The following is a 21,766-nucleotide window of genomic DNA, read 5'->3' on the forward strand; positions in this document are numbered from 1 at the left end:
TTCCACGTAAGCGAGGTTTAGACACTTAGTCTAGAGGCTGATCGCCATTAGAAAAAACGAATAATGTTAATAACCGATAAGGAAAGCTAATGCGAGAGGATAAAAAAACGGCCTGCGCGTGGCAGACCGTCTGGCAAATTACTGGCTGTCGCCCGGTTTTTCCTGCGGTGCCTGAGGTTGTGTAATAATCGCAGGCTGCGGCTCGGCTCGCGACGCTGTTTCCTGTACGTCGCTTTTCACCGGTTTGTAGTGCACATCCATTTGCGGATAAGGAATGCCGATGTCGTTAGCATCCAGCGTTTTCTTGATGCGCTCCAGTACATCCCAGTACACGTTTTGCAGATCGCTGCTTTTGCTCCAGACGCGGATCACGAAGTTTACGGACGACGCGCCGAGCTCATTCATGCGCACGGTCATTTCGCGATCTTTCAGGATGCGATCGTCAGATTCGATAATCTCCGTCAGCAGCGCGCGAACTTTATCGATATCCGCGTCGTAAGAGACGCCGATGATAAATTCGTTACGGCGCACGGGTTCACGCGAGAAGTTAATGATGTTGCCCGCGATGATTTTGCCGTTCGGCACCACGACGATACGGCCATCCGCCGTACGCAGCGTGGTCGAGAAGATCTGCACGTGAAGCACGGAACCGGCGACCCCGCCGAGATCAACATATTCGCCCGCGCGGAACGGACGGAAGGTGACCAGCAGCACGCCTGCGGCGAGGTTGGAAAGCGAGCCCTGCAACGCCAGACCTACGGCCAGACCGGCGGCACCCAGCACGGCGATAACGGACGCCGTCTGCACGCCGACGCGCCCCAGCGCGGCAATCAGCGTAAAGGCGATAATCCCGTAACGCACCAGCGCAGAGAGGAAATCCGCCACGGTGGCGTCGATATGACGCGCAAGCATTAGACGGTTAACGGCGTTGGAAATCACGCGCGCCACGATCATCCCGACAATAATAATGGCGATCGCCGCCACAATATTCACGGCATAGCTGAGCAACAGCGCCTGATTGCGCACCAGCCAGCCGCCAGCGTTATTGATACTGTCTATTACGTGTAAATCATCCATTCGCGATCCTTTTCCCCTGGTCGGGTGAGTAATGAACTGCCGGATTGAGGCAGCGAGGATTGTTAAAGGTTAAACAAAACCTCCGCGCTCTGCCAGTCAGCCTGACGCGAATCGGATTCCTATTACGTTGATATTGCAAAAAGAAAGGCCCACCAGAGGTGGGCCTTTTGAGCGATACCGTAAAAAAGATTACAGCACGTCGATAGCGTTCAGTTCTTTGAATGCCTGCTCCAGACGAGTCACCATGCTCGCCTGCGCAGCACGCAGCCATACGCGCGGATCGTAGTATTTCTTGTTCGGCTGATCTTCACCTTTCGGGTTGCCCAGTTGGCCCTGCAGGTAAGCTTCGTTTTCTTTGTAGTACTTCAGAATACCTTCCCAGGTAGCCCACTGGGTGTCGGTATCGATGTTCATTTTGATAACGCCGTAGCTTACGGAGTCTTTGATTTCCTGAGCGGAAGAACCGGAACCGCCGTGGAACACGAAGTTCAGGCTGTTGTGCGGCAGGTTATGTTTCTTGCAAACATATTCCTGAGAATCGCGCAGGATGGTCGGGGTCAGTTTCACGTTACCCGGCTTGTAAACGCCGTGTACGTTACCGAAGGACGCCGCGATGGTGAAACGGTGGCTGATCGCGTTCAGTTTGGTGTACGCGTAGTCAACGTCTTCCGGCTGGGTGTAGAGTGCGGAAGCGTCCATATGGCTGTTGTCCACGCCATCTTCTTCACCGCCGGTGCAGCCCAGTTCGATTTCCAGGGTCATGCCCATTTTGGCCATACGCGCCAGGTATTTAGAGCAGATTTCAATGTTCTCTTCCAGAGACTCTTCAGAGAGGTCAATCATGTGAGAAGAGAACAGCGGTTTGCCGGTAGCGGCAAAGTGTTTTTCACCCGCGTCCAGCAGGCCGTCGATCCATGGCAGCAGTTTTTTGGCGCAGTGGTCGGTATGCAGGATAACCGGCACGCCGTAATGTTCAGCCATCTGATGAACGTGATGCGCGCCAGAGATAGCGCCCAGAATAGCCGCCTGCTGGCCTTCGCCTTTAAAGCCTTTGCCTGCGATGAACGCAGCGCCGCCGTTGGAGAACTGAACGATAACCGGCGCTTTCACTTTCGCAGCGGTTTCCAGTACGGCGTTGATGGAATCGGTACCCACGCAGTTAACTGCCGGCAGCGCGAAGTTATTTTCTTTAGCTACCTGGAATACTTTCTGTACGTCGTCGCCAGTGACGACGCCCGGTTTGACGAAATCAAAAATTTTAGACATGTTTCGTTGTCCTGTATGTGTATCTTCGACCGTTGAAAAGGGTAAGCGAGCTGTCAGGCGCGCTGAAAAACAGGCGGGAACTCCCGCCTGCTTAAATTATTTCTTCGCGCGCTCTTCGAGCATCGCAACTGCCGGCAGTACTTTGCCTTCCACGAATTCGAGGAACGCGCCGCCGCCAGTGGAGATGTAAGAGATTTTGTCGGCGATGCCGAACATATCGATAGCCGCCAGGGTGTCGCCGCCGCCCGCGATGGAGAACGCGTCGCTTTCCGCGATAGCGCGAGCCACGATTTCGGTGCCTTTACGGAAGTTCGGGAATTCGAATACGCCAACCGGGCCATTCCACAGAATAGTTTTGGCGTTTTTCAGGATTTCAGCCAGTTTCTCAGCGGAAACGTCGCCCATATCCAGGATCTGCTCTTCATCTTTGATGTCAGAAACGGATTTCAGGGTTGCGGTGGCGGTTTCAGAGAACTCCGTCGCCACGCGAACGTCGGTCGGAACCGGAATGTCGCAAAGGGTCAGCAGACGTTTGGCTTCATCAACCAGATCCGCTTCGTACAGGGATTTGCCGACGTTGTGGCCCTGGGCTGCAACGAAGGTGTTAGCGATGCCGCCGCCGACAATCAGCTGGTCAGCGATTTTGGACAGAGAGTCCAGCACGGTCAGTTTGGTGGAAACTTTGGAGCCGCCAACGATAGCGACCATCGGGCGAGCCGGCTCTTTCAGCGCTTTGCCGAGCGCATCCAGTTCTTCTGCCAGCAGCGGGCCTGCGCATGCTACATCAGCGAATTTGCCGATGCCGTGAGTAGAAGCCTGCGCGCGGTGCGCGGTGCCGAAAGCGTCCATTACGAATACGTCGCACAGCGCGGCATATTTTTTCGCCAGCGCTTCGTCGTCTTTCTTCTCGCCTTTGTTAAAGCGAACGTTTTCCAGAACGACCAGCTCGCCTTCAGCGACTTCAACGCCATCGAGGTAGTCTTTCACCAGACGAACCGGCGCGTTCAGTTTGTCTTTCAGGTAGTTAACTACCGGCAACAGAGAGAATTCTTCGTTGTATTCGCCTTCGGTCGGACGGCCCAGGTGGGACGTCACCATGACTTTAGCGCCCTGTTTCAGAGCCAGTTCAATGGTCGGCAGAGAAGCGCGGATACGCGCGTCAGAGGTCACTTTCCCCTCTTTTACCGGAACGTTGAGATCGGCGCGGATGAAAACGCGTTTACCTGCCAGATCCAGATCGGTCATCTTAATTACAGACATTGTGAATCCTCTCGTTGATTCTTAAAGTTTTGCAGACGCCATACGCTTGACCTGAAGGCTGCTGCGTATGAAATCTTACCTGAAACCAATAGCTGCCATCGCTAACGTGGTGTCGAGCATCCGGTTAGCGAAGCCCCATTCGTTATCGCACCAGACCAGCGTTTTAATCAGGTGCGCCCCACTCACCCTTGTCTGGGTGCCGTCCACAATGGCGCTGTGCGGATCGTGGTTAAAATCTGTTGAGACCAACGGTAATTCCGTATAGTCAACTATACCATGAAATGCTTCCTGTGCCGCTTTTTGCAGCAACAGGTTGACTTCATAAGCTTTTACCGGTTTTTGTACCGTCACGCTTAAATCAATCGCAGTCACGTTAATGGTAGGCACGCGCACCGCGATAGCCTCAAAACGGTCGTGAAATTTAGGAAAAATACGTGCTATGCCTGCCGCAAGCCGGGTATCGACCGGAATGATGGACTGGCTGGCCGCGCGCGTGCGGCGCAAATCCGGGTGATAGGCGTCGATAACCTGTTGATCGTGCATGGCGGAATGAATAGTCGTCACGGTGCCGGACTCAATGCCGAACGCGTCGTCCATCAGCTTGATAATCGGGATAATGCAGTTGGTGGTGCAGGAGGCGTTGGAGACAATGCGGTGCTCAGGGCGCAACGCCGCTTCGTTGACGCCGTAGACGACCGTCGCGTCGAGGTCGTTGTCACCGGGGTGTGAGAACAGCACTTTGCGCGCGCCCGCCTCAAGATGGGCGACGCCATCGGCGCGGCTGCCATACACGCCGGTACAGTCGAGCACGACATCGACATCCAGCGCCTTCCAGGGCAGCGCGACGATGTCACGCTCATGCAGCAGACGAATCACGTCATTGCCAATCCAGAGCTGCTCGCCTTCCTGACGCACATCCCATGCGAAGCGGCCATGGCTGGTGTCGTACTTCAGCAGATGCGCCATACCTGCGGCGTCGGCCAGTTCATTAATGGCGACCACACTGATTTCCGCGCGACGGCCGGACTCATACAACGCACGAACTACGTTGCGCCCGATGCGACCGAAGCCATTAATCGCTACGCGTAAGGTCATATATCTCCTGCCAGAATCCCAGTAATGAAGAGGCAGACAGAGTAATGCAGCCCTCTTCTCAGGGGAATCCTCGCTCGTCACAAACTACAACCGTTTGATGGATTGTCGAACAATCATGCTACTGAAACGCTTCAGCAAGAATAAGCGAAACATGGAATAAAAGGAATGATAACGCCGCGAAATGAAACCAACTTCTGACCTGCGTCACATTTTCTTTGGAATAAATTCCACCGATACACCGCCGGTTATGAATACCGGGAAGGAAAACACGGCTAAGGCAGCGAATGCCAGGGGGTTACGCGCCCGCCGCGGCGTCCTACAATGCGCCTGCGGCAGAATAACAAAGGAAAGAGGATGGCGGCTCCAGAAGAGTACGAAAATCAGGCAACGTTTGCGAACCTGCGCGCGCGTTTTCAGGGCTGTATGCTGGGCGGCGGTGTGGGCGATGCGCTCGGCGGCCCGGTGGAGTTTTTGAGCCTGTCGGAAATTACCGCACGTTTCGGCGAGCAGGGCGTAACGGATTACGAACACGCCTGGGGCGGAAAAGGTAAAATCACCGACGACACCCAGATGACACTGTTTACCGCTGAAGGCCTGCTGCGTGCCTGGATGCGCGCGGCGATGCGCGGCATCGGCCCGTCGTTCAGGCCCGTGACCGCGCACGCGTATCTGCGCTGGCTGATAACCCAGGGCGAGCGCAACCGTCACGGGCTGATGAGCACCGCCTCGCTTTCCGGCTGGCTTATTCAGCATGACGCCCTCTTCCACCCGCGCGCGCCGGGTGCGACCTGCCTGAATGCGCTGCGCGATATGCGCGATTTCAGCGAGCCCGCCCGTAACGACAGCAAAGGCTGCGGCGGCGTGATGCGCGTAGCGCCGGTAGGGCTGTTTTTCGTTCGCTACCCGGCGGATGACGCGCTACAGGCGGCGTTCGATACCGGCTGTCAGCTCGCGGCGATCACACACGGGCACCCAACCGGCTCTCTCACAGGCGGCGTGCTGGCCGCGCTGGTGTGGCAACTCGCTCGGGGCGAATCCCTTAACGACGCGCTGGCGCGCGCGATGACGCTTTTAAAAAACACCCCTGCGCATGGCGAAACGCTGCGCGCGCTGGAGCAGGCCCGCACGCTTTCCGATGCGCCGATAACGCCGCAGGAAGCGATACCGCTGCTTGGCGAAGGCTGGGTGGCCGAAGAGGCGCTCGCCATCGCGCTTTACTGCGCGCTTAAGGCCGACTCATTTGAACAGGGCGTACTGATGGCGGTCAACCACGGCGGCGACTCCGACTCCACCGGCGCAATTGCCGGGAATTTACTTGGCGCGAAATATGGCGTGACGGCGATACCGCAGCGGTGGCTGGCGGCGCTTGAGCTAAACACGGTGATTAAGGAGATGGCAGACGATTTGCTGGACTACCCGGACTGGCCTGTTTCGGATTATGACCATACCGCTTTCGCCTGTGCCATGCGCGAGAAATACCCCGGCGATTAGCCAAAAAAACGGGAGGCACAAAGGCCTCCCGTTCGGTTTTAGCAGCGATGACGATTACAGAATCGCTTTCGCCTGGCTTACCACATTGTCTACGGTAAAGCCGAACTCTTCAAACAGCAGCTCCGCCGGAGCGGATTCGCCGAAGGTGGTCATGCCGACCACGGCGCCGTTCAGGCCCACGTATTTGTACCAGTAGTCGGCGATGCCGGCTTCGATAGCCACGCGCGCGCTGACGGATTTCGGCAGTACCGCTTCGCGGTATGCGGCGTCCTGCTTGTCGAACACGTCGGTAGACGGCATGGACACCACGCGGGCTTTCACGCCTTCCGCAGCCAGTTTGTCGGCAGCCGCCACCGCCAGCTCAACTTCAGAACCGGTCGCGATGAAGATAAGCTGCGGCTGACCGTCGCAATCTTTCAGGATGTACGCACCGCGGGCGATATCCGCCAGTTGCTGTTCGCTACGTTCCTGCTGCGCCAGGTTCTGACGGGAGAAAATCAGCGCGGTCGGGCCATCGTGGCGCTCAACGGCGTATTTCCACGCCACGGCAGATTCCACCTGGTCACACGGACGCCATGTGCTCATGTTCGGGGTCACGCGCAGCGCCGCCAGCTGTTCAACCGGCTGGTGAGTCGGGCCATCTTCGCCAAGACCGATAGAGTCGTGGGTGTAGACCATCACCTGGCGCTGTTTCATCAGGGCCGCCATACGCACCGCGTTACGGGCATATTCCACGAACATCAGGAAGGTCGAGGTGTACGGCAGGAAACCACCGTGCAGCGCGATACCGTTCGCGATGGCGGTCATGCCGAATTCGCGCACGCCGTAGTGAATGTAGTTACCTGCGGCATCTTCATTGATGGCTTTAGAGCCGGACCAGAGCGTCAGGTTGCTCGGCGCGAGGTCAGCGGAGCCGCCCAGGAATTCCGGCAGCAGTTTGCCGAAGGCTTCAATCGCATTCTGGGACGCTTTACGGCTGGCGATTTTCGCCGGATTAGCCTGCAGGTTCGCGATGAACGCCTGCGCTTTCTCCGCGAAGTCTGCCGGCATGTCGCCTTTCATACGACGCGTGAATTCAGCCGCTTCCTGCGGGAACGCTTTGGCATAGGCCGCGAATTTTTCATTCCAGGCGCTTTCTTTCACCTGGCCCATTTCTTTGGCGTCCCACTGCGCGTAAATCTCTTGCGGGATCACAAATGGCTCGTGCTTCCAGCCCAGCTGTTCGCGGGTCGCGGCCACTTCGGCCTCGCCAAGCGGCGCGCCGTGGGAGTCGTGAGTGCCTGCTTTGTTCGGCGAACCGAAACCGATGATGGTTTTGCACATCAGCAGGGACGGTTTGTCGGTAACCGCGCGCGCTTCTTCAATTGCACGCTTGATGGAATCGGCATCGTGGCCGTCCACGCCGCGCACCACGTGCCAGCCGTAAGCTTCGAAGCGTTTCGCGGTATCGTCGGTGAACCAGCCTTCAATGTGGCCGTCAATGGAGATGCCGTTGTCGTCGTAGAACGCTACCAGCTTGCCGAGGCCGAGCGTACCGGCGAGCGAGCACACTTCGTGGGAGATGCCTTCCATCATGCAGCCGTCGCCCATGAAGGCGTAGGTGTAGTGGTCGACAATCTCATGCCCAGGGCGGTTAAATTGCGCCGCCAGCGTGCGTTCGGCAATCGCCATACCGACCGCGTTCGCGATCCCCTGCCCCAGCGGACCGGTGGTGGTTTCTACGCCTGCGGTGTAACCCACTTCCGGGTGGCCCGGGGTTTTTGAGTGCAGCTGACGGAAGTTTTTCAGCTCTTCAATCGGCAGGTCGTAGCCAGTGAGGTGCAGCAGGCTGTAAATCAGCATCGAGCCGTGGCCGTTCGACAGCACAAAGCGGTCGCGGTCAGCCCAGGACGGGTTCTGCGGGTTATGGTTCAGGAAATCACGCCACAGGACTTCGGCAATGTCAGCCATGCCCATTGGGGCACCCGGATGGCCGGATTTGGCTTTTTGTACTGCGTCCATGCTGAGCGCACGAATAGCATTGGCAAGCTCTTTACGAGAGGACATTTTGACTCCAGATCGGATAGTTGAAGGCCACGCCTTGTTAACGGCTTGACTACTACGCGTTATGGGCTACGCCCGAAAAATTGTCCGACAATGTAACCCAAGCGGGTGAGCATGTACATGGAGCATCCTTTTGTCCGCTAAGAAATCTCTGGAAGCCGCTCGCAGTTTGCGCAACTTACTCGCCGCCGATGCGCAAACCTCTTTATACTTAGCCGCATGCCGCCGACCCGGTTCGCGGCGATGAACAATGAAACTTCCATGGAGCGTGAAGCATAACAATGAAATTGCGCGCGATAGCACTGAGCATCACCACAGCCGCCCTGCTGAGCGGCTGTCAAAATATGAATTCCAACGGCCTGCTGAGTTCCGGCGCGGAGGCGTTCCAGGCGTACTCCTTAAGCGACGCGCAGGTGAAAGCGCTGAGCGACGAAGCGTGTAAATCGCAGGACAGCAAAGCGAAAATCGCACCGGCCAACAGCCAGTACACGCAGCGTCTGAATAAGATTGCCGCAGCACTTGGCGACAACATCAACGGCCAGCCGGTGAACTACAAGGTTTACGAGGAAAAGGACGTTAACGCCTTCGCGATGGCCAACGGCTGCATCCGCGTCTACAGCGGGCTGATGGACATGATGAGCGATAACGAAGTGGAAGCGGTGATTGGCCATGAGATGGGCCACGTCGCGCTGGGTCACGTGAAACGCGGGATGCAGGTGGCGCTCGGCACCAACGCGATTCGCGGCGCGGCCGCGTCAGCGGGCGGTATCGTCGGCAGCCTGTCGCAATCGGATCTGGGCGAGCTCGGCGAGAAACTGGTTAACGCGCAATTCTCGCAGCGTCAGGAGTCCGAAGCGGATGATTACTCCTACGATCTCCTGCGTAAACGCGGTATCAACCCGTCGGGCCTCGCCACCAGCTTTGAGAAACTGGCGAAGCTTGAGAAAGGCCGTCAAAGCTCAATGTTTGACGATCACCCGGCCTCCGAGGCGCGCGCGCAGCATATTCGCGATCGCATGAAGGCAGACGGCATTAAGTAATCGCCGTCGCTTATAAAAAAATAAGAGCCGGACAGGGTATCCCCTTGTCCGGCTCTTTTATGACTGCCGTCAGGCCCGGTAAACATTACGCTGCCGGGCCGCAGACATTTACTCGCCTTTTTTCGCGGCCTGGATGTAGAGCATCTCCAGCGCCAGGGTCGCGGCGGCAAGTGCGGTTATATCCGACTGGTCGTAAGCCGGCGCCACTTCCACAATGTCCATGCCGACGATGTTCAGATCCTGAATGCCGCGCAGCAGTTTCAGCGCACGATCAGAAGTCAGGCCGCCGATAACCGGCGTGCCGGTGCCCGGCGCGAACGCCGGATCCAGACAGTCGATGTCGAAGGTCAGATAGACCGGCATGTCGCCGACAATCTGTTTCACCTGCGCGACCACGTCATCAACGGTGCGGTCATTCACCTGCGGCGCGTCCAGCACGGTAAAGCCGTTGTCTTTGTCGAACTCGGTACGAATCCCAATCTGCACCGAGCGGGTCGGGTCGATCAGGCCTTCGTTCGGCGCGGTATAGAACATGGTACCGTGGTCAAACTCACAGCCGTTGGCATAGGTGTCGGTATGCGCATCAAAATGCACCAGCGCCATTTTGCCGAAGTGTTTCGCGTGCGCGCGCAACAGCGGCAGCGTCACGAAGTGGTCGCCACCGAAAGAGAGCATGCGCTTGCCAGCCGCCAGCAGTTTCTCTGCGTGCGCCTGCAGTTTTTCGCTCATTTCGCGGGCGTCGCCGAAGGCGTAAACCAGATCGCCGCAATCCACGACGTTCAGACGCTTACGCATGTCAAAATTCCACGGGAAGCGGTTGCCTTCCCACGCCAGGTTAGTGGAAACCTGACGGATAGCGGCAGGCCCGAAACGGCTGCCGGAACGCCCGGAAGTTGCCATGTCGAACGGAATACCGGTGATCACCCACTCGGCGTCGCTGTCATACGGCATGAAGTTCAACGGCAGGCGTAAAAAACCAAAGGCGTTGGAAACCAGGGAGTTGTCGTACTGATGGCCTAAGGTATTCATGAATCTGACCTCTTGTTAAGGTTGAGACGGTAGATAAAAAAAATCCCCTCCGCGTCGTTAAACCCGACGAGGAAGGGATTGATTCTTGATGCGCTTATTGGGGCGAATTATCGCCGGTAATTCATACGGGTTCAAGTGAGTATAGCAAATGCCCGCCCGCAGATGACGAGCGCCGGAAGGCCGCTTCGCCTTCCGCGTCCTGGCATTCGAAACCCGGTAGCCATTTCGCCGCCGGGTCTTTTCGCTTACTCGTCTTCCAGATACGTGTAGCCGTAGAGACCGCTCTCGAACTCTTCGAGGAACTGCTGTTGCAGCGCCGAATCCAGATCGGTCTGTTTGACCTGATCGCGGAAGTGCGTCAGCAGCGTATCCGGGTCGAGCTGCACGTAGCGCAGCATATCGGCCACGGTGTCGCCTTCGTCAGAAAGCTCCACTTCCACCGTACCATCAGGAAACACGAACACGTCCACCGCTTCGGTATCGCCGAAGAGGTTATGCATGTTGCCGAGGATCTCCTGATACGCGCCGACCATAAAGAAGCCCAGCGGCGGCGGATTCTCCGGATCGTATTCCGGCAGCGGCATCGTGGTCGCGATACCGTCGCCATCGACGTAGTGATCGATAGTGCCATCGGAATCGCAGGTGATATCCAGCAGCACGCCACGACGCGTCGGCGCGTGGTTCAGCCCTTCCAGCGGCAAGACCGGGAAGAGTTGATCGATACCCCAGGCATCCGGCATCGACTGGAACAGCGAGAAGTTGACGTAAATCTTATCCGCCATGCGCTCCTGGAGTTCGTCGATAATCGGGCGATGCGCGCGGTTTTGCGGATCGAGTTGCTTTTGCACTTCCTGACACAGGCTCAGATAGAGCTGTTCGGCCCAGGCGCGCTCCTGCAACGAATAGGCGCCGGAGGAGTAGCCGATATGAATATCGTGCAGATCCATCTGGCTGTCGTGCAGCCACTCGCGCAGCGAACGGCGCGTGCCCGGCTCATGCATCTCCTGCCAGGTTTCCCACATGCTTTGCAGCGGACGCGGCGCGTCCGGCGCAGGCGCGGTCGGTTCGGTGTATTCGTTACGCTCCACGCCGATGATGTTCGAGACCAGCACGGTATGGTGCGCGGTCACGGCGCGGCCCGACTCGGTGATAACCGTCGGGTGCGGCAGGCCGTTCTCTTCGCAGGCGTCGCCGATGGCCCAGATAATATTGTTAGCGTACTCGTTCAGGCCGTAGTTGACCGAGCAGTCAGACTGCGAACGCGTGCCTTCATAATCCACGCCCAGACCGCCGCCCACGTCGAAGCACTGAATATTCACGCCAAGCTTGTGCAGCTCCACATAGAAGCGAGCGGATTCGCGCACGCCGGTGGCGATATCGCGGATGTTCGCCATCTGCGAGCCGAGGTGGAAGTGAAGGAGCTGGAGGCTTTCCAGGCGGTCTGCCGCGCGCAGCATCTCAACCAGTTGCAGGACCTGGGTTGCCGCGAGGCCGAATTTCGATTTTTCACCGCCGGAAGACTGCCATTTGCCGGAGCCCTGGGAGGCGAGACGCGCACGCACGCCGAGACGCGGGATCACATTCAGGCGTTCCGCTTCTTCCAGCACGATTTTGATTTCCGACATCTTCTCGATGACCAGATAGACCTTGTGGCCCATCTTCTCGCCGATCAGCGCCAGACGAATGTATTCACGGTCTTTATAGCCGTTACAGACAATAACGCTGCGGGTCATGCCTGCGTGCGCCAGTACCGCCATCAGCTCCGCTTTGGAGCCCGCTTCCAGGCCCAGCGGTTCGCCGGAATGGATCAGCGATTCAATCACGCGGCGATGCTGGTTTACCTTAATCGGGTAGACCAGGAAGTAATCGCCGTTGTAGCCGTAGGATTCACGGGCGCGCTTGAACGCCGCATTAATAGAACGCAGGCGATGTTGCAGGATCTGCGGGAAGCAGAACAGCGCCGGCAGACGCTGGCCCTGGGCTTCGCGCTCCTTAACCAGCTTCGCGAGATCGACGCGCGCTTCGGGGACGTCCGGATCCGGGCAAACGCTGATGTGGCCCAGTTCGTTGACGTCGTAGTAGTTATTGCCCCACCAGGCAATATTGTAAGTACGCAGCATCTTGCTGGCTTCCTGGGAGCTCATTGCAACCTCCTGCATGGAACGTAGTACACCCTGTTCGCCTGCTGACGAAGGCGAAGATGAACAGATGTCGTCAGACATAGCGAACCTCAAATTTTTGTCGAAAGTGTAAAACAGTTAACTACTATCGCAGCGTTACACTGTGATAACAACCCATAAACAGCAGAGTTATCCAGCACATAGTGCTGCTCACCCTGCCGCGCGACCGGTTTCTTATTCATATCATTGTAAAACACGTAACCGAACTCCGTGTGACGGGTCGGCGAAACCACGAGAAAACTCCTGACGTCAGGAGAGCCCTTGTTCAGTTATCGCAAGCCTTGACCGGCCCGGGAATCCTGAGAAGCGCCGAGATGGGTAGAACATCGGCAGGTTTGCAAAAAAGAGATGCAGGTTGCGGGGGAAAAACGCACGCCAGAACGGCATGGCAGATTAAACGGATTACGACGGTTCATTATCTGGTATCACCTCCACGCCAGCCCTTGTGTGACCAGCGATAAGCCAAAGCTAAAATTCACTCTCAGCCCGGCTGGAAGTGGCGACACGGAGTCTGATCCCGTGCGCTTTTTTGCAGGAGCCGCGCGCGCCGTTTTATACCGGGAACAGGGGTAAAAAGCAAAATAAAAAAGCGGCTTACGAGGTCCTTGTCAGGAAATATTGCCACCGCTGCGATAACCGCCGTGCGGATGGCCTCAAAAACTGCTGGAAATCGGCTTAAGATTTAACCTAGAATAGCCATCCAGATGTTAATCCATCTATACCGATTAACACTTAGCCTTCCTGTGTGTTTACCTGCATGGCCGCAGAATTTTCTTCTAAGATGGCACCAACACACGGTATGCTGAGCTAATTGATTTATCCAGGGTGATACAAAACATGGCAAAACACCTTTTTACCTCTGAGTCTGTCTCAGAGGGACATCCCGATAAAATTGCGGACCAGATCTCCGATGCAGTGCTGGACGCCATTCTTGAGCAGGATCCAAAAGCTCGCGTGGCCTGCGAAACGTACGTGAAAACCGGCATGGTGCTGGTCGGCGGTGAAATCACCACCAGCGCGTGGGTCGATATCGAAGAGATTACCCGCAACACCGTTCGTGAGATCGGCTACGTTCATTCCGATATGGGCTTTGACGCCAACTCCTGCGCCGTACTGAGCGCTATCGGTAAACAGTCCCCGGACATCAACCAGGGCGTTGACCGCACCGACCCGCTTGAGCAGGGCGCGGGCGACCAGGGCCTGATGTTTGGTTACGCGACCAATGAAACCGACGTGCTGATGCCTGCGCCGGTTACCTACGCGCACCGTCTGGTGCAGCGTCAGGCCGAAGTGCGTAAAAACGGCACGCTGCCGTGGCTGCGCCCGGATGCGAAAAGCCAGGTCACGTTCCAGTATGACGCCGGCAAAATCGTCGGTATCGACGCGGTGGTGCTCTCTACGCAGCACGCTGAAGATATCGAGCAGCACGCGCTGCACGAAGCGGTAATGGAAGAGATCATCAAGCCGGTTCTGCCGGCGGAATGGCTGAATGAATCCACCAAATACTTCATCAACCCGACAGGCCGTTTCGTTATCGGCGGCCCGATGGGCGACTGCGGTCTGACCGGTCGTAAGATCATTGTTGACACCTACGGCGGCATGGCGCGTCACGGTGGCGGCGCGTTCTCCGGCAAGGATCCGTCGAAAGTGGACCGTTCCGCTGCCTACGCGGCCCGTTATGTCGCGAAAAATATCGTTGCTGCAGGTCTGGCCGATCGCTGTGAAATTCAGGTTTCTTACGCCATTGGCGTCGCAGAGCCGACCTCCATCATGGTGGAAACCTTCGGGACCGAGAAAATCGCGACCGAACAGCTCACCTTGCTGGTGCGTGAATTCTTCGACCTGCGTCCGTACGGTCTGATCCAGATGTTGGATCTGCTGCACCCGATCTACAAAGAGACCGCCGCTTATGGTCACTTTGGTCGTGAACACTTCCCGTGGGAAAAAACCGACAAAGCGCAGCTGCTGCGCGATGCTGCCGGTCTGAAATAACTCCCTCGCAGTGACGTTCAAAGGCCAGCCTCGTGCTGGCCTTTTGCTTTTCGGGCGATGAATCCGTCCTGTCCCTTCCTCTTTTCCGCCAGCGACTATACTTCTTGCCAGCCGCGCAGGTCAGAAACGACTGAAACCGATTACATCAGCTGTAAAACCGGCGTTATTTCAGAATTGTCTTTATGCAAACGCGAGTTTCGCATCTTGTTACATGCCGTTTCGGTTTAGTCTGAATTCCTTCCTGCCGCTTCGTTTCTGGCTACACTAATCAATTGATAAAAAAAGGGATAAGCGCTTTACGCAAGCTGACACTAGTGTAACCGATTACACGGACGTGACTGATATCACATATTTTTACGTTACGCTAACTTACCCTTTTCGACGATAAAACCAATAACCCAACTGGAGGGCAGTATGCCTGACAATAAAAAACAGGGGCGTTCAAACAAGGCCATGACGTTCTTCGTCTGTTTTCTCGCGGCCCTGGCGGGACTTCTTTTCGGCCTCGATATCGGCGTGATCGCGGGCGCACTGCCCTTCATCGCCAAAGATTTTAATATCACCCCGCATCAGCAGGAGTGGGTGGTCAGCTCCATGATGTTCGGGGCCGCCGTCGGCGCTATCGGCAGCGGCTGGCTCTCCTCCCGGCTCGGGCGTAAATACAGCCTGATGATAGGCTCCGTGCTGTTTGTTATCGGCTCGCTCTGCTCGGCGTTCGCGCCGAATGCGGAAGTGCTGATTATCTCACGCGTCCTGCTGGGCCTCGCGGTCGGTATCGCTTCTTATACTGCGCCGCTGTACCTGTCTGAAATTGCTCCGGAAAAAATCCGCGGCAGTATGATTTCGATGTATCAGCTGATGATAACTATCGGTATCCTGGGCGCGTATCTCTCCGATACCGCATTCAGCTACAGCGGCGCCTGGCGCTGGATGCTGGGCGTTATCACCATTCCGGCAGTTCTGCTGCTGATTGGCGTGTTCTTCCTGCCGGACAGCCCGCGCTGGTTCGCCGCCAAACGTCGCTTCCACGACGCCGAACGCGTGCTGCTGCGCCTGCGTGACTCCAGCGCCGAAGCCAAACGCGAGCTCGAAGAGATCCGCGAAAGCCTTAAAGTCAAACAGAGCGGCTGGGCGCTGTTTAAAGACAACAGCAACTTCCGCCGCGCAGTGTTCCTCGGCATCCTGTTGCAGGTGATGCAGCAGTTCACCGGCATGAACGTCATCATGTATTACGCGCCGAAAATCTTTGAACTGGCGGGCTATTCCAATACCACCGAGCAGATGTGGGGCACGGTAATTGTCGGCCTGACCAACGTGCTGGCAACCTTTATTGCGATTGGTCTGGTGGACCGCTGGGGCCGTAAGCCGACGCTTATTCTCGGCTTTATCGTGATGGCGGCGGGCATGGGTATTCTTGGCACCATGCTGCATATGGGCATCCACAGCCCGGCGGGCCAGTACTTCGCCGTCGCCATGCTGCTGATGTTCATCATCGGTTTTGCGATGAGCGCCGGTCCGCTTATCTGGGTACTGTGCTCTGAAATCCAGCCGCTGAAAGGCCGCGATTTCGGTATCACCCTCTCTACCGCGACCAACTGGATTGCGAACATGATTGTCGGGGCAACCTTCCTGACCATGCTCAACACACTGGGCAACGCGCCGACCTTCTGGGTCTACGCCGGTCTCAACCTGTTCTTCATCGTGCTGACCATCTGGCTGGTGCCGGAAACCAAGCACGTGTCGCTGGAGCATATCGAGCGCAACCTGATGCAGGGTCGCAAACTGCGCGACATCGGCTCGAACGACTAAGCCTCGTTAACAGCCGTTTAATCAAAAGGGATGCCTGGCATCCCTTTTTTTATGTCCCGTTTTCAGAAGGAGTAGCCCACCGTAAAATACCCGGCCCAGCCGGTCGCCCTGACATGAAAATCGCCGTCGCCAAAGTTAAGCTTCGCATCATCCTTCCATTGTCCGCCGTTGTGGAAATAACGCGCCGTCACCGCCGTTTTCCAGTGCGCCCAGTTCAGCGACAGAATATGTGAAGAGGCGATGGAATCATTAGTGCGCGCCTTATCCCTGTCGCCAAGCTCCGAGCCAAAATCGAAATTAGTAAATCCGGTATAGGAAAACTGCGCGCCCCACAGGCGGGTAATGGGGATGTTGTATTTCACTTTGACGCGATACCCATCCCATTCATTTTCATTAGCCGCCGCGTAATTCTGCCACTGGTATTTGGCGTAGACGTCGAGCGCCAGCGATATCGGCAAGCCGGTTTCAATATCGGTTCCCAGCCCCATGTACCAGGTGCTTTGCCGCGAGGCCCGGTTATCGCCCATGTCATACACATAATCGTTGGCGATATACCACTCTTTAAAAGGGCCGAACGCCAGCGGAACGCCCGTCAGCTTATCAAGCGAAAAGCGCGGTTCGATTTCCAGAAACAGCGGCGAGCCATCGTCCCAGGCGCCGTGGTCCGGTGTATTACCAACGCCGAAAAATTTAGGGATATCGACATAGCCGTAAAAATCAAACCAGTCTTTTTTGCCGAACGCCGTATATTCCGGGTAAAGATCGTTGGTTAATATTGGGCCGAAACGCGTATGGTAACGCCCGATAACATTCAGGCTCTGATGCCACCAGTCTGATAAATATTCCTCCTGCGCTAACGCCTGCTGAGAAATACCTGCCATGCATAATCCTAATAACCATCCTTTATTCATTAAACTGATTCCTTTAACGTTATCGTGTTATGACGCCCGCTAATGCCCTGCGTTTTAGATGAAAACCGGCCTGCCACGCCTGTGCACAGACAGGCGCGGTAATGGCAGAGTGGCAATTAATCCCGATTTATTTAATGCAGGAGAAACACGATATTCTGTGACGCCCGGCGCACTCCCCGGAATTAAGAAAATGACTACCCGCTGAAATCCGCGGTAGTAAATAAGCAAAGGGGAATTATTCAGAAAAGGATTAGCGGCACCCTTTTTATTAGCGGAATAAACCTGTCGTTAATACCCGCATGCATTGTCACCGCCGGGTTGAACCGCTATTCTTTCCGCCATGAAAACCCCACGCCTCCCCATCGCCACTCAACAAGCCGTGATGCGCAGCCTGCGCGACGCGCTCGCGCGCGCCAACCTGAAGCTCGGCTGCGACTACCCGGAGCCGAAGCTGGTTTATCAGCAGCGCGGCACTGCGGCGGGCACCGCCTGGCTCGAGAGCTATGAGATCCGCTTAAACCCGGTACTGCTGATGGAAAATCTGCAGGCGTTTATTGACGAAGTGGTGCCGCACGAGCTGGCGCATCTGCTGGTCTGGAAACATTTCGGGCGCGTTGCGCCCCACGGCAAAGAGTGGAAATGGATGATGGAAAGCGTGCTTGGCGTGCCGGCGCGCCGGACACACCAGTTTGAACTCGATTTGGTGCGTGCCAACACCTTCCCCTACCGCTGCCGCTGTCAGCAACATCAGCTGACCGTCCGCCGTCATAACCGCGTGATGCGCGGCGAAACCCAGTACCGCTGCGTACATTGCGGCGACACGCTGGTGGCGGAAAGCTGACGCCTTCAGGAAATTTCTGGCAATAACCGATTGCTTCCGGCGCCCTCCTTCGTTACGTTGCGAACACCTTCGGATAAGGAACTGGAAGATGTCTCGCAAAATTTTACTGGCGGCGGCGCTGAGCGTCGCCTTTGCCGCGCCCGCCGCGCTGGCGGCAGGGATTAACAGCTTCAGCCAGGCGAAAGCCGCTGGCGTCAAAATCAACGCCGACGCGCCCGGCGATTTCTACTGCGGCTGCCCCATCACCTGGCAGGGCAAAAAAGGCATTCCCGATCTCAACGCCTGCGGTTACAAGGTGCGCAAAAACGCCAACCGCGCCTCGCGCATCGAATGGGAACACGTGGTGCCCGCGTGGCAGTTCGGTCACCAGCGACAGTGCTGGCAGGATGGCGGGCGGAAAAACTGCGATAAAGACCCGGTTTATCGCGAAATGGAAACCGATCTTCATAACCTGCAACCCGCCGTTGGGGAGGTCAATGGCGATCGCGGCAACTTCCTCTACAGCCAGTGGCGCGGCGGTGAAGGCCAGTATGGCCAGTGCGAAATGAAGGTCGATTTCAAAAATAAACAGGCCGAGCCGCCAGCCCGCGCCCGTGGCGCTATCGCGCGCACCTATTTCTATATGCGCGATAAATATCAGCTCAACCTGTCGCGTGCCCAGACGCAGCTCTTCGAGGCTTGGAACAAGCTCTACCCGGTCACCGCGTGGGAATGTACCCGCGACGCGCGCATCGCGAAGGTGCAGGGCAACCATAACCCCTACGTACAGCAGGCTTGCCAGGGGCAAAACCGCTAACCTACACTACCGGGCAATTGTTAACGCAGGGCTTGCCGCACGATGCCGCAAGCCCGTTTACCGGAAAAAGCCCATGCGAATTCCCCGCATCTATCATCCCGAGCCGTTAGTCGTCGGGCGCGAAGTCGCCCTTGATGAAGACGCCGCCAACCACGTCGGCCGGGTGCTGCGCATGAGCGCAGGTCAGGCGCTGCAACTCTTCGATGGCAGCAACCATGTCTTCGCCGCTGAAATCACCCAGGCGAGCAAAAAAAGCGTGCTGGTGAAGGTGGTGAGCCAGGAAGAGGCGAACCGCGAGTCTCCGCTCTTTTTACATCTGGGCCAGGTGATGTCGCGCGGTGAAAAAATGGAGTTCACCATCCAGAAATCGATCGAGCTTGGCGTCAGCGTCATTACGCCGCTCTTTTCAGAACGCTGCGGCGTTAAGCTTGATGAGGAGCGTCTGAATAAAAAGCGTCAGCAGTGGCAGAAAATCGCTATCGCCGCCTGCGAACAGTGCGGGCGCAACGTCGTGCCGGAGATCCGCCCGCCGATGGATCTGGAAGACTGGTGCGCAGAGCCGGACAGCGGCCTTAAGCTGAACCTGCATCCGCGCGCCGCGCAGAGCATTAACACGTTGCCGCAGCCCGTCGAGCGCGTGCGTCTGCTGATTGGCCCGGAAGGCGGCCTCTCCGCCGAGGAAATTGCGATGACCGCACGTTACCAGTTTACTGATATCCTGTTAGGACCACGCGTTTTGCGCACAGAGACCACTGCGCTCACCGCCATCACCGCACTGCAGGTGCGCTTTGGCGATCTGGGCTAAAGGAGAAAAATAATGATCAAGCTCGGCATCGTGATGGACCCCATCGCAAACATCAACATCAAAAAAGATTCCAGCTTTGCCATGCTGCTGGAAGCCCAGCGCCGCGGCTATGAGATCCACTATATGGAAATGGCGGACCTGTACCTGAATAACGGCGAAGCCCGCGCCCGCACGCGCCTTGTGAGCGTCGAGCAGGACTACGACAAATGGTATGCGTTCGGTACCGAGCAGGATATCGCGCTGGCCGATCTCAACGTGGTGCTGATGCGTAAAGACCCGCCGTTCGACACCGAATTCATCTACGCCACCTATATCCTTGAGCGCGCCGAAGAAAAAGGCACGCTTATCGTCAACAAACCCCAGAGCCTGCGCGACTGCAACGAGAAGCTGTTCACCGCCTGGTTTGCCGACCTCACCCCGCATACGCTGGTAACGCGCAACAAAGCACAGCTTAAAGCGTTCTGGCAGCAGCACGGCGACATCATTTTAAAACCGCTCGACGGCATGGGCGGCGCGTCGATTTTCCGTGTAAAAGAAGGCGACCCGAACCTGGGCGTGATTGCGGAAACGCTGACCGAGCTCGGCAGCCGCTACTGCATGGCGCAGAACTACCTGCCGGCCATTAAAGACGGCGACAAGCGCGTGCTGGTGGTCGATGGCGAACCAGTGCCTTACTGCCTGGCGCGCATTCCGCAGGGCGGCGAAACCCGCGGCAACCTGGCGGCGGGCGGTCGCGGCGAACCGCGTCCACTCTCTGACAGCGACTGGGAAATCGCCCGTCGCGTCGGGCCGACGCTGAAAGCGAAAGGTCTGATTTTTGTGGGTCTGGATATCATCGGCGACAAGCTGACTGAAATTAACGTTACCAGCCCGACCTGCATCCGTGAAATCGAGGCCCAGTACCCGGTTTCCATCACCGGCATGCTGATGGACGCCATCGAAAAACGCCTCGCTAAGTAAGCCCTGAGGGCGGGGCCATCCCCGCCCGTAACCCCACCGGGGGTGACAGCTCGCGACTTTCCCCGCATACTGAATCTGCCGATTTTCCAACCAGGACTACAGAACTTTTGACGATGAATTTACAGCATCATTTTCTCATTGCCATGCCGGCCCTTCAGGACCCGCTGTTCCGCCGTTCCGTGGTGTATATCTGCGAATACAATGATGAAGGGGCCATGGGTCTTATCATTAATAAACCTCTGGAAAATCTGCAGGTGGAAGGCGTGCTTCAGAAACTGAAAATCACGCCGGAGCCGCGCGACCCGGCGATTCGTCTCGATAAACCGGTATTCCTCGGCGGCCCGCTGGCGGAAGATCGCGGTTTTATCCTGCATACGCCGCCCGATATGTTCTCTTCCAGCATTCGTATTTCCGACAACACGGTCATCACGACCTCACGAGATGTGCTGGAAACCCTCGGCACCGCTGAGCAGCCCGCCGATGTGCTGGTGGCGCTCGGCTACTCCTCGTGGGAGAAAGGCCAGCTTGAGGAAGAACTGCTGGAAAACGCCTGGCTGACGGCCCCGGCGGATCTGAACATCCTGTTCCGCACACCTATCGCCGATCGCTGGCGCGAGGCCGCGAAGCTTATCGGTATCGATATCCACACCATGCCTGGCGAAGCGGGGCACGCATAATGAGCGGTACCCTGCTGGCCTTCGATTTTGGCACTAAAAGCATCGGCGTGGCGATTGGACAGCGCGTGACTGCCACCGCCCGGCCGCTGAACGCGATCAAAGCGCAGAACGGCAACCCAGACTGGTCGGTCATTGAGCGTCTGCTGAAAGAGTGGCAGCCGGACGACATCATCGTCGGTCTGCCGCTGAATATGGATGGCACCGAACAACCGCTGACGGCGCGTGCCCGCACCTTCGCCAACCGGCTGCATGGCCGCTTCGGCGTGAAAGTGACGCTGCATGATGAGCGTCTCAGCACTGTGGAAGCCCGCGCCGGGCTCTTCGAGCGCGGAGGCTTTCGCGCACTGAATAAAGGCAGCGTCGACTCCGCCTCTGCGGTCGTCATTCTGGAAAGCTTCTTCGAGCAACACGGTTAAGATTTCACGCGTAGCGTCACCTGACGCTGCGCGCCTCCCGCCCGTCGCTCCCGTCTTAAATCCATTATTTCCGCTGAT

Annotated in this window: 20 protein-coding genes; 10 read left to right on the forward strand and 10 right to left on the reverse strand. The window is 57.0% G+C overall.

What is annotated here, in order from left to right; translation table 11 throughout:
* Window positions 1–138: 138 nt before the first annotated feature.
* The 4 genes from AFK67_RS17000 to epd all read right to left on the reverse strand — a co-directional run bounded on the left by AFK67_RS17000 (window position 139) and on the right by epd (window position 4,698).
* Complete coding sequence (locus tag AFK67_RS17000) at window positions 139–1,077, reverse strand: small-conductance mechanosensitive channel MscS (RefSeq protein WP_007718915.1); 939 nt, start codon at window positions 1,075–1,077, stop codon at window positions 139–141.
* A 189-nt stretch (window positions 1,078–1,266) separates the two neighbouring features.
* Window positions 1,267–2,343 carry a class II fructose-bisphosphate aldolase gene (fbaA, locus tag AFK67_RS17005; protein WP_007718914.1) on the reverse strand — a complete coding sequence of 359 codons (1,077 nt, stop codon included), beginning with the start codon at window positions 2,341–2,343 and terminating at the stop codon, window positions 1,267–1,269.
* A 96-nt stretch (window positions 2,344–2,439) separates the two neighbouring features.
* The gene (gene pgk, locus AFK67_RS17010) at window positions 2,440–3,603 is read right to left on the reverse strand and encodes a phosphoglycerate kinase (protein ID WP_007718912.1); all 1,164 of its coding nucleotides are present in this window, start codon (window positions 3,601–3,603) and stop codon (window positions 2,440–2,442) included.
* Window positions 3,604–3,678: 75 nt separating this feature from the next.
* Window positions 3,679–4,698: an erythrose-4-phosphate dehydrogenase gene (gene epd / locus AFK67_RS17015; RefSeq protein ID WP_007718908.1), complete on the reverse strand. Its 1,020-nt coding sequence runs from the start codon at window positions 4,696–4,698 to the stop codon at window positions 3,679–3,681.
* A gap of 354 nt (window positions 4,699–5,052) precedes the next feature.
* On the opposite strand from epd, the gene AFK67_RS17020 reads away from it, so the two are divergent.
* A complete protein-coding gene (locus AFK67_RS17020) occupies window positions 5,053–6,189 on the forward strand; it encodes an ADP-ribosylglycohydrolase family protein (RefSeq protein WP_007718906.1) in 1,137 nt (378 codons plus the stop codon).
* 54 nt (window positions 6,190–6,243) lie between these two features.
* Here AFK67_RS17020 and tkt read toward each other — a convergent pair whose 3' ends face one another.
* Window positions 6,244–8,235 carry a transketolase gene (gene tkt, locus AFK67_RS17025; RefSeq protein ID WP_038884469.1) on the reverse strand — a complete coding sequence of 664 codons (1,992 nt, stop codon included), beginning with the start codon at window positions 8,233–8,235 and terminating at the stop codon, window positions 6,244–6,246.
* Window positions 8,236–8,513: 278 nt separating this feature from the next.
* On the opposite strand from tkt, the gene loiP reads away from it, so the two are divergent.
* Entirely contained in the window at window positions 8,514–9,272 is a 759-nt protein-coding gene (gene loiP / locus AFK67_RS17030; RefSeq protein WP_032966999.1) for a metalloprotease LoiP, read from the forward strand.
* Between the two features lie 108 nt (window positions 9,273–9,380).
* On the opposite strand, the gene speB is transcribed toward loiP, so the two are convergent.
* The 4 genes from speB to AFK67_RS23715 form a co-directional block, all read right to left on the reverse strand.
* Entirely contained in the window at window positions 9,381–10,301 is a 921-nt protein-coding gene (gene speB, locus AFK67_RS17035) for an agmatinase (protein ID WP_007718896.1), read from the reverse strand.
* Window positions 10,302–10,546: 245 nt separating this feature from the next.
* On the reverse strand, window positions 10,547–12,523 hold the full coding sequence (gene speA / locus AFK67_RS17040; protein ID WP_032966996.1) for a biosynthetic arginine decarboxylase: 1,977 nt from the start codon (window positions 12,521–12,523) through the stop codon (window positions 10,547–10,549).
* 8 nt (window positions 12,524–12,531) lie between these two features.
* Window positions 12,532–12,663, reverse strand: a complete 132-nt coding sequence (gene yqgB, locus AFK67_RS22975) for an acid stress response protein YqgB (RefSeq protein ID WP_134792918.1) — start codon at window positions 12,661–12,663, stop codon at window positions 12,532–12,534.
* Window positions 12,664–12,750: 87 nt separating this feature from the next.
* A complete protein-coding gene (locus AFK67_RS23715) occupies window positions 12,751–12,897 on the reverse strand; it encodes a small protein YqgG (protein WP_418884776.1) in 147 nt (48 codons plus the stop codon).
* Window positions 12,898–13,318: 421 nt separating this feature from the next.
* Between AFK67_RS23715 and metK the strand changes: the two genes are divergently transcribed.
* A complete protein-coding gene (gene metK, locus AFK67_RS17045) occupies window positions 13,319–14,473 on the forward strand; it encodes a methionine adenosyltransferase (protein WP_007752225.1) in 1,155 nt (384 codons plus the stop codon).
* A gap of 414 nt (window positions 14,474–14,887) precedes the next feature.
* Window positions 14,888–16,282: a sugar porter family MFS transporter gene (locus AFK67_RS17050; RefSeq protein ID WP_038884473.1), complete on the forward strand. Its 1,395-nt coding sequence runs from the start codon at window positions 14,888–14,890 to the stop codon at window positions 16,280–16,282.
* Window positions 16,283–16,344: 62 nt separating this feature from the next.
* Here the strand turns inward: AFK67_RS17050 and AFK67_RS17055 are convergent, their stop codons facing one another.
* Window positions 16,345–17,163, reverse strand: coding sequence for a nucleoside-specific channel-forming protein Tsx (locus AFK67_RS17055; RefSeq protein WP_235047939.1), 819 nt, complete (start codon window positions 17,161–17,163; stop codon window positions 16,345–16,347).
* A 370-nt stretch (window positions 17,164–17,533) separates the two neighbouring features.
* Between AFK67_RS17055 and AFK67_RS17060 the strand changes: the two genes are divergently transcribed.
* From AFK67_RS17060 to ruvX, 6 genes are all read left to right on the forward strand, one after another.
* Window positions 17,534–18,034 carry a SprT family zinc-dependent metalloprotease gene (locus AFK67_RS17060; protein ID WP_032967563.1) on the forward strand — a complete coding sequence of 167 codons (501 nt, stop codon included), beginning with the start codon at window positions 17,534–17,536 and terminating at the stop codon, window positions 18,032–18,034.
* A gap of 88 nt (window positions 18,035–18,122) precedes the next feature.
* A complete protein-coding gene (gene endA / locus AFK67_RS17065; RefSeq protein ID WP_007729657.1) occupies window positions 18,123–18,830 on the forward strand; it encodes a deoxyribonuclease I in 708 nt (235 codons plus the stop codon).
* Window positions 18,831–18,903: 73 nt separating this feature from the next.
* Complete coding sequence (gene rsmE / locus AFK67_RS17070; protein WP_007729655.1) at window positions 18,904–19,635, forward strand: 16S rRNA (uracil(1498)-N(3))-methyltransferase; 732 nt, start codon at window positions 18,904–18,906, stop codon at window positions 19,633–19,635.
* Between the two features lie 12 nt (window positions 19,636–19,647).
* A complete protein-coding gene (gene gshB, locus AFK67_RS17075; protein WP_007729653.1) occupies window positions 19,648–20,595 on the forward strand; it encodes a glutathione synthase in 948 nt (315 codons plus the stop codon).
* Between the two features lie 113 nt (window positions 20,596–20,708).
* Window positions 20,709–21,272 carry a YqgE/AlgH family protein gene (locus AFK67_RS17080; RefSeq protein ID WP_032967562.1) on the forward strand — a complete coding sequence of 188 codons (564 nt, stop codon included), beginning with the start codon at window positions 20,709–20,711 and terminating at the stop codon, window positions 21,270–21,272.
* Window positions 21,272–21,688, forward strand: a complete 417-nt coding sequence (gene ruvX / locus AFK67_RS17085) for a Holliday junction resolvase RuvX (protein ID WP_007729649.1) — start codon at window positions 21,272–21,274, stop codon at window positions 21,686–21,688. The genes AFK67_RS17080 and ruvX overlap by 1 nt, the downstream gene beginning before the upstream one ends.
* Window positions 21,689–21,766: the final 78 nt, after the last annotated feature.

The sequence above is a fragment of the Cronobacter dublinensis subsp. dublinensis LMG 23823 genome (assembly GCF_001277235.1).
Classification (GTDB): Bacteria; Pseudomonadota; Gammaproteobacteria; order Enterobacterales; family Enterobacteriaceae; genus Cronobacter; species Cronobacter dublinensis.

Bases quoted from the DNA above. Each gene is read 5' to 3' on its own strand.
- AFK67_RS17000 (WP_007718915.1), bottom strand. From the start codon at position 1,077: ATGGATGATTTACACGTAATAGACAGTATCAATAACGCTGGCGGCTGG.
- fbaA (WP_007718914.1), bottom strand. From the start codon at position 2,343: ATGTCTAAAATTTTTGATTTCGTCAAACCGGGCGTCGTCACTGGCGAC.
- pgk (WP_007718912.1), bottom strand. From the start codon at position 3,603: ATGTCTGTAATTAAGATGACCGATCTGGATCTGGCAGGTAAACGCGTT.
- epd (WP_007718908.1), bottom strand. From the start codon at position 4,698: ATGACCTTACGCGTAGCGATTAATGGCTTCGGTCGCATCGGGCGCAAC.
- AFK67_RS17020 (WP_007718906.1), top strand. From the start codon at position 5,053: ATGGCGGCTCCAGAAGAGTACGAAAATCAGGCAACGTTTGCGAACCTG.
- tkt (WP_038884469.1), bottom strand. From the start codon at position 8,235: ATGTCCTCTCGTAAAGAGCTTGCCAATGCTATTCGTGCGCTCAGCATG.
- loiP (WP_032966999.1), top strand. From the start codon at position 8,514: ATGAAATTGCGCGCGATAGCACTGAGCATCACCACAGCCGCCCTGCTG.
- speB (WP_007718896.1), bottom strand. From the start codon at position 10,301: ATGAATACCTTAGGCCATCAGTACGACAACTCCCTGGTTTCCAACGCC.
- speA (WP_032966996.1), bottom strand. From the start codon at position 12,523: ATGTCTGACGACATCTGTTCATCTTCGCCTTCGTCAGCAGGCGAACAG.
- yqgB (WP_134792918.1), bottom strand. From the start codon at position 12,663: ATGAATAAGAAACCGGTCGCGCGGCAGGGTGAGCAGCACTATGTGCTG.
- AFK67_RS23715 (WP_418884776.1), bottom strand. From the start codon at position 12,897: ATGAACCGTCGTAATCCGTTTAATCTGCCATGCCGTTCTGGCGTGCGT.
- metK (WP_007752225.1), top strand. From the start codon at position 13,319: ATGGCAAAACACCTTTTTACCTCTGAGTCTGTCTCAGAGGGACATCCC.
- AFK67_RS17050 (WP_038884473.1), top strand. From the start codon at position 14,888: ATGCCTGACAATAAAAAACAGGGGCGTTCAAACAAGGCCATGACGTTC.
- AFK67_RS17055 (WP_235047939.1), bottom strand. From the start codon at position 17,163: ATGGCAGGTATTTCTCAGCAGGCGTTAGCGCAGGAGGAATATTTATCA.
- AFK67_RS17060 (WP_032967563.1), top strand. From the start codon at position 17,534: ATGAAAACCCCACGCCTCCCCATCGCCACTCAACAAGCCGTGATGCGC.
- endA (WP_007729657.1), top strand. From the start codon at position 18,123: ATGTCTCGCAAAATTTTACTGGCGGCGGCGCTGAGCGTCGCCTTTGCC.
- rsmE (WP_007729655.1), top strand. From the start codon at position 18,904: ATGCGAATTCCCCGCATCTATCATCCCGAGCCGTTAGTCGTCGGGCGC.
- gshB (WP_007729653.1), top strand. From the start codon at position 19,648: ATGATCAAGCTCGGCATCGTGATGGACCCCATCGCAAACATCAACATC.
- AFK67_RS17080 (WP_032967562.1), top strand. From the start codon at position 20,709: ATGAATTTACAGCATCATTTTCTCATTGCCATGCCGGCCCTTCAGGAC.
- ruvX (WP_007729649.1), top strand. From the start codon at position 21,272: ATGAGCGGTACCCTGCTGGCCTTCGATTTTGGCACTAAAAGCATCGGC.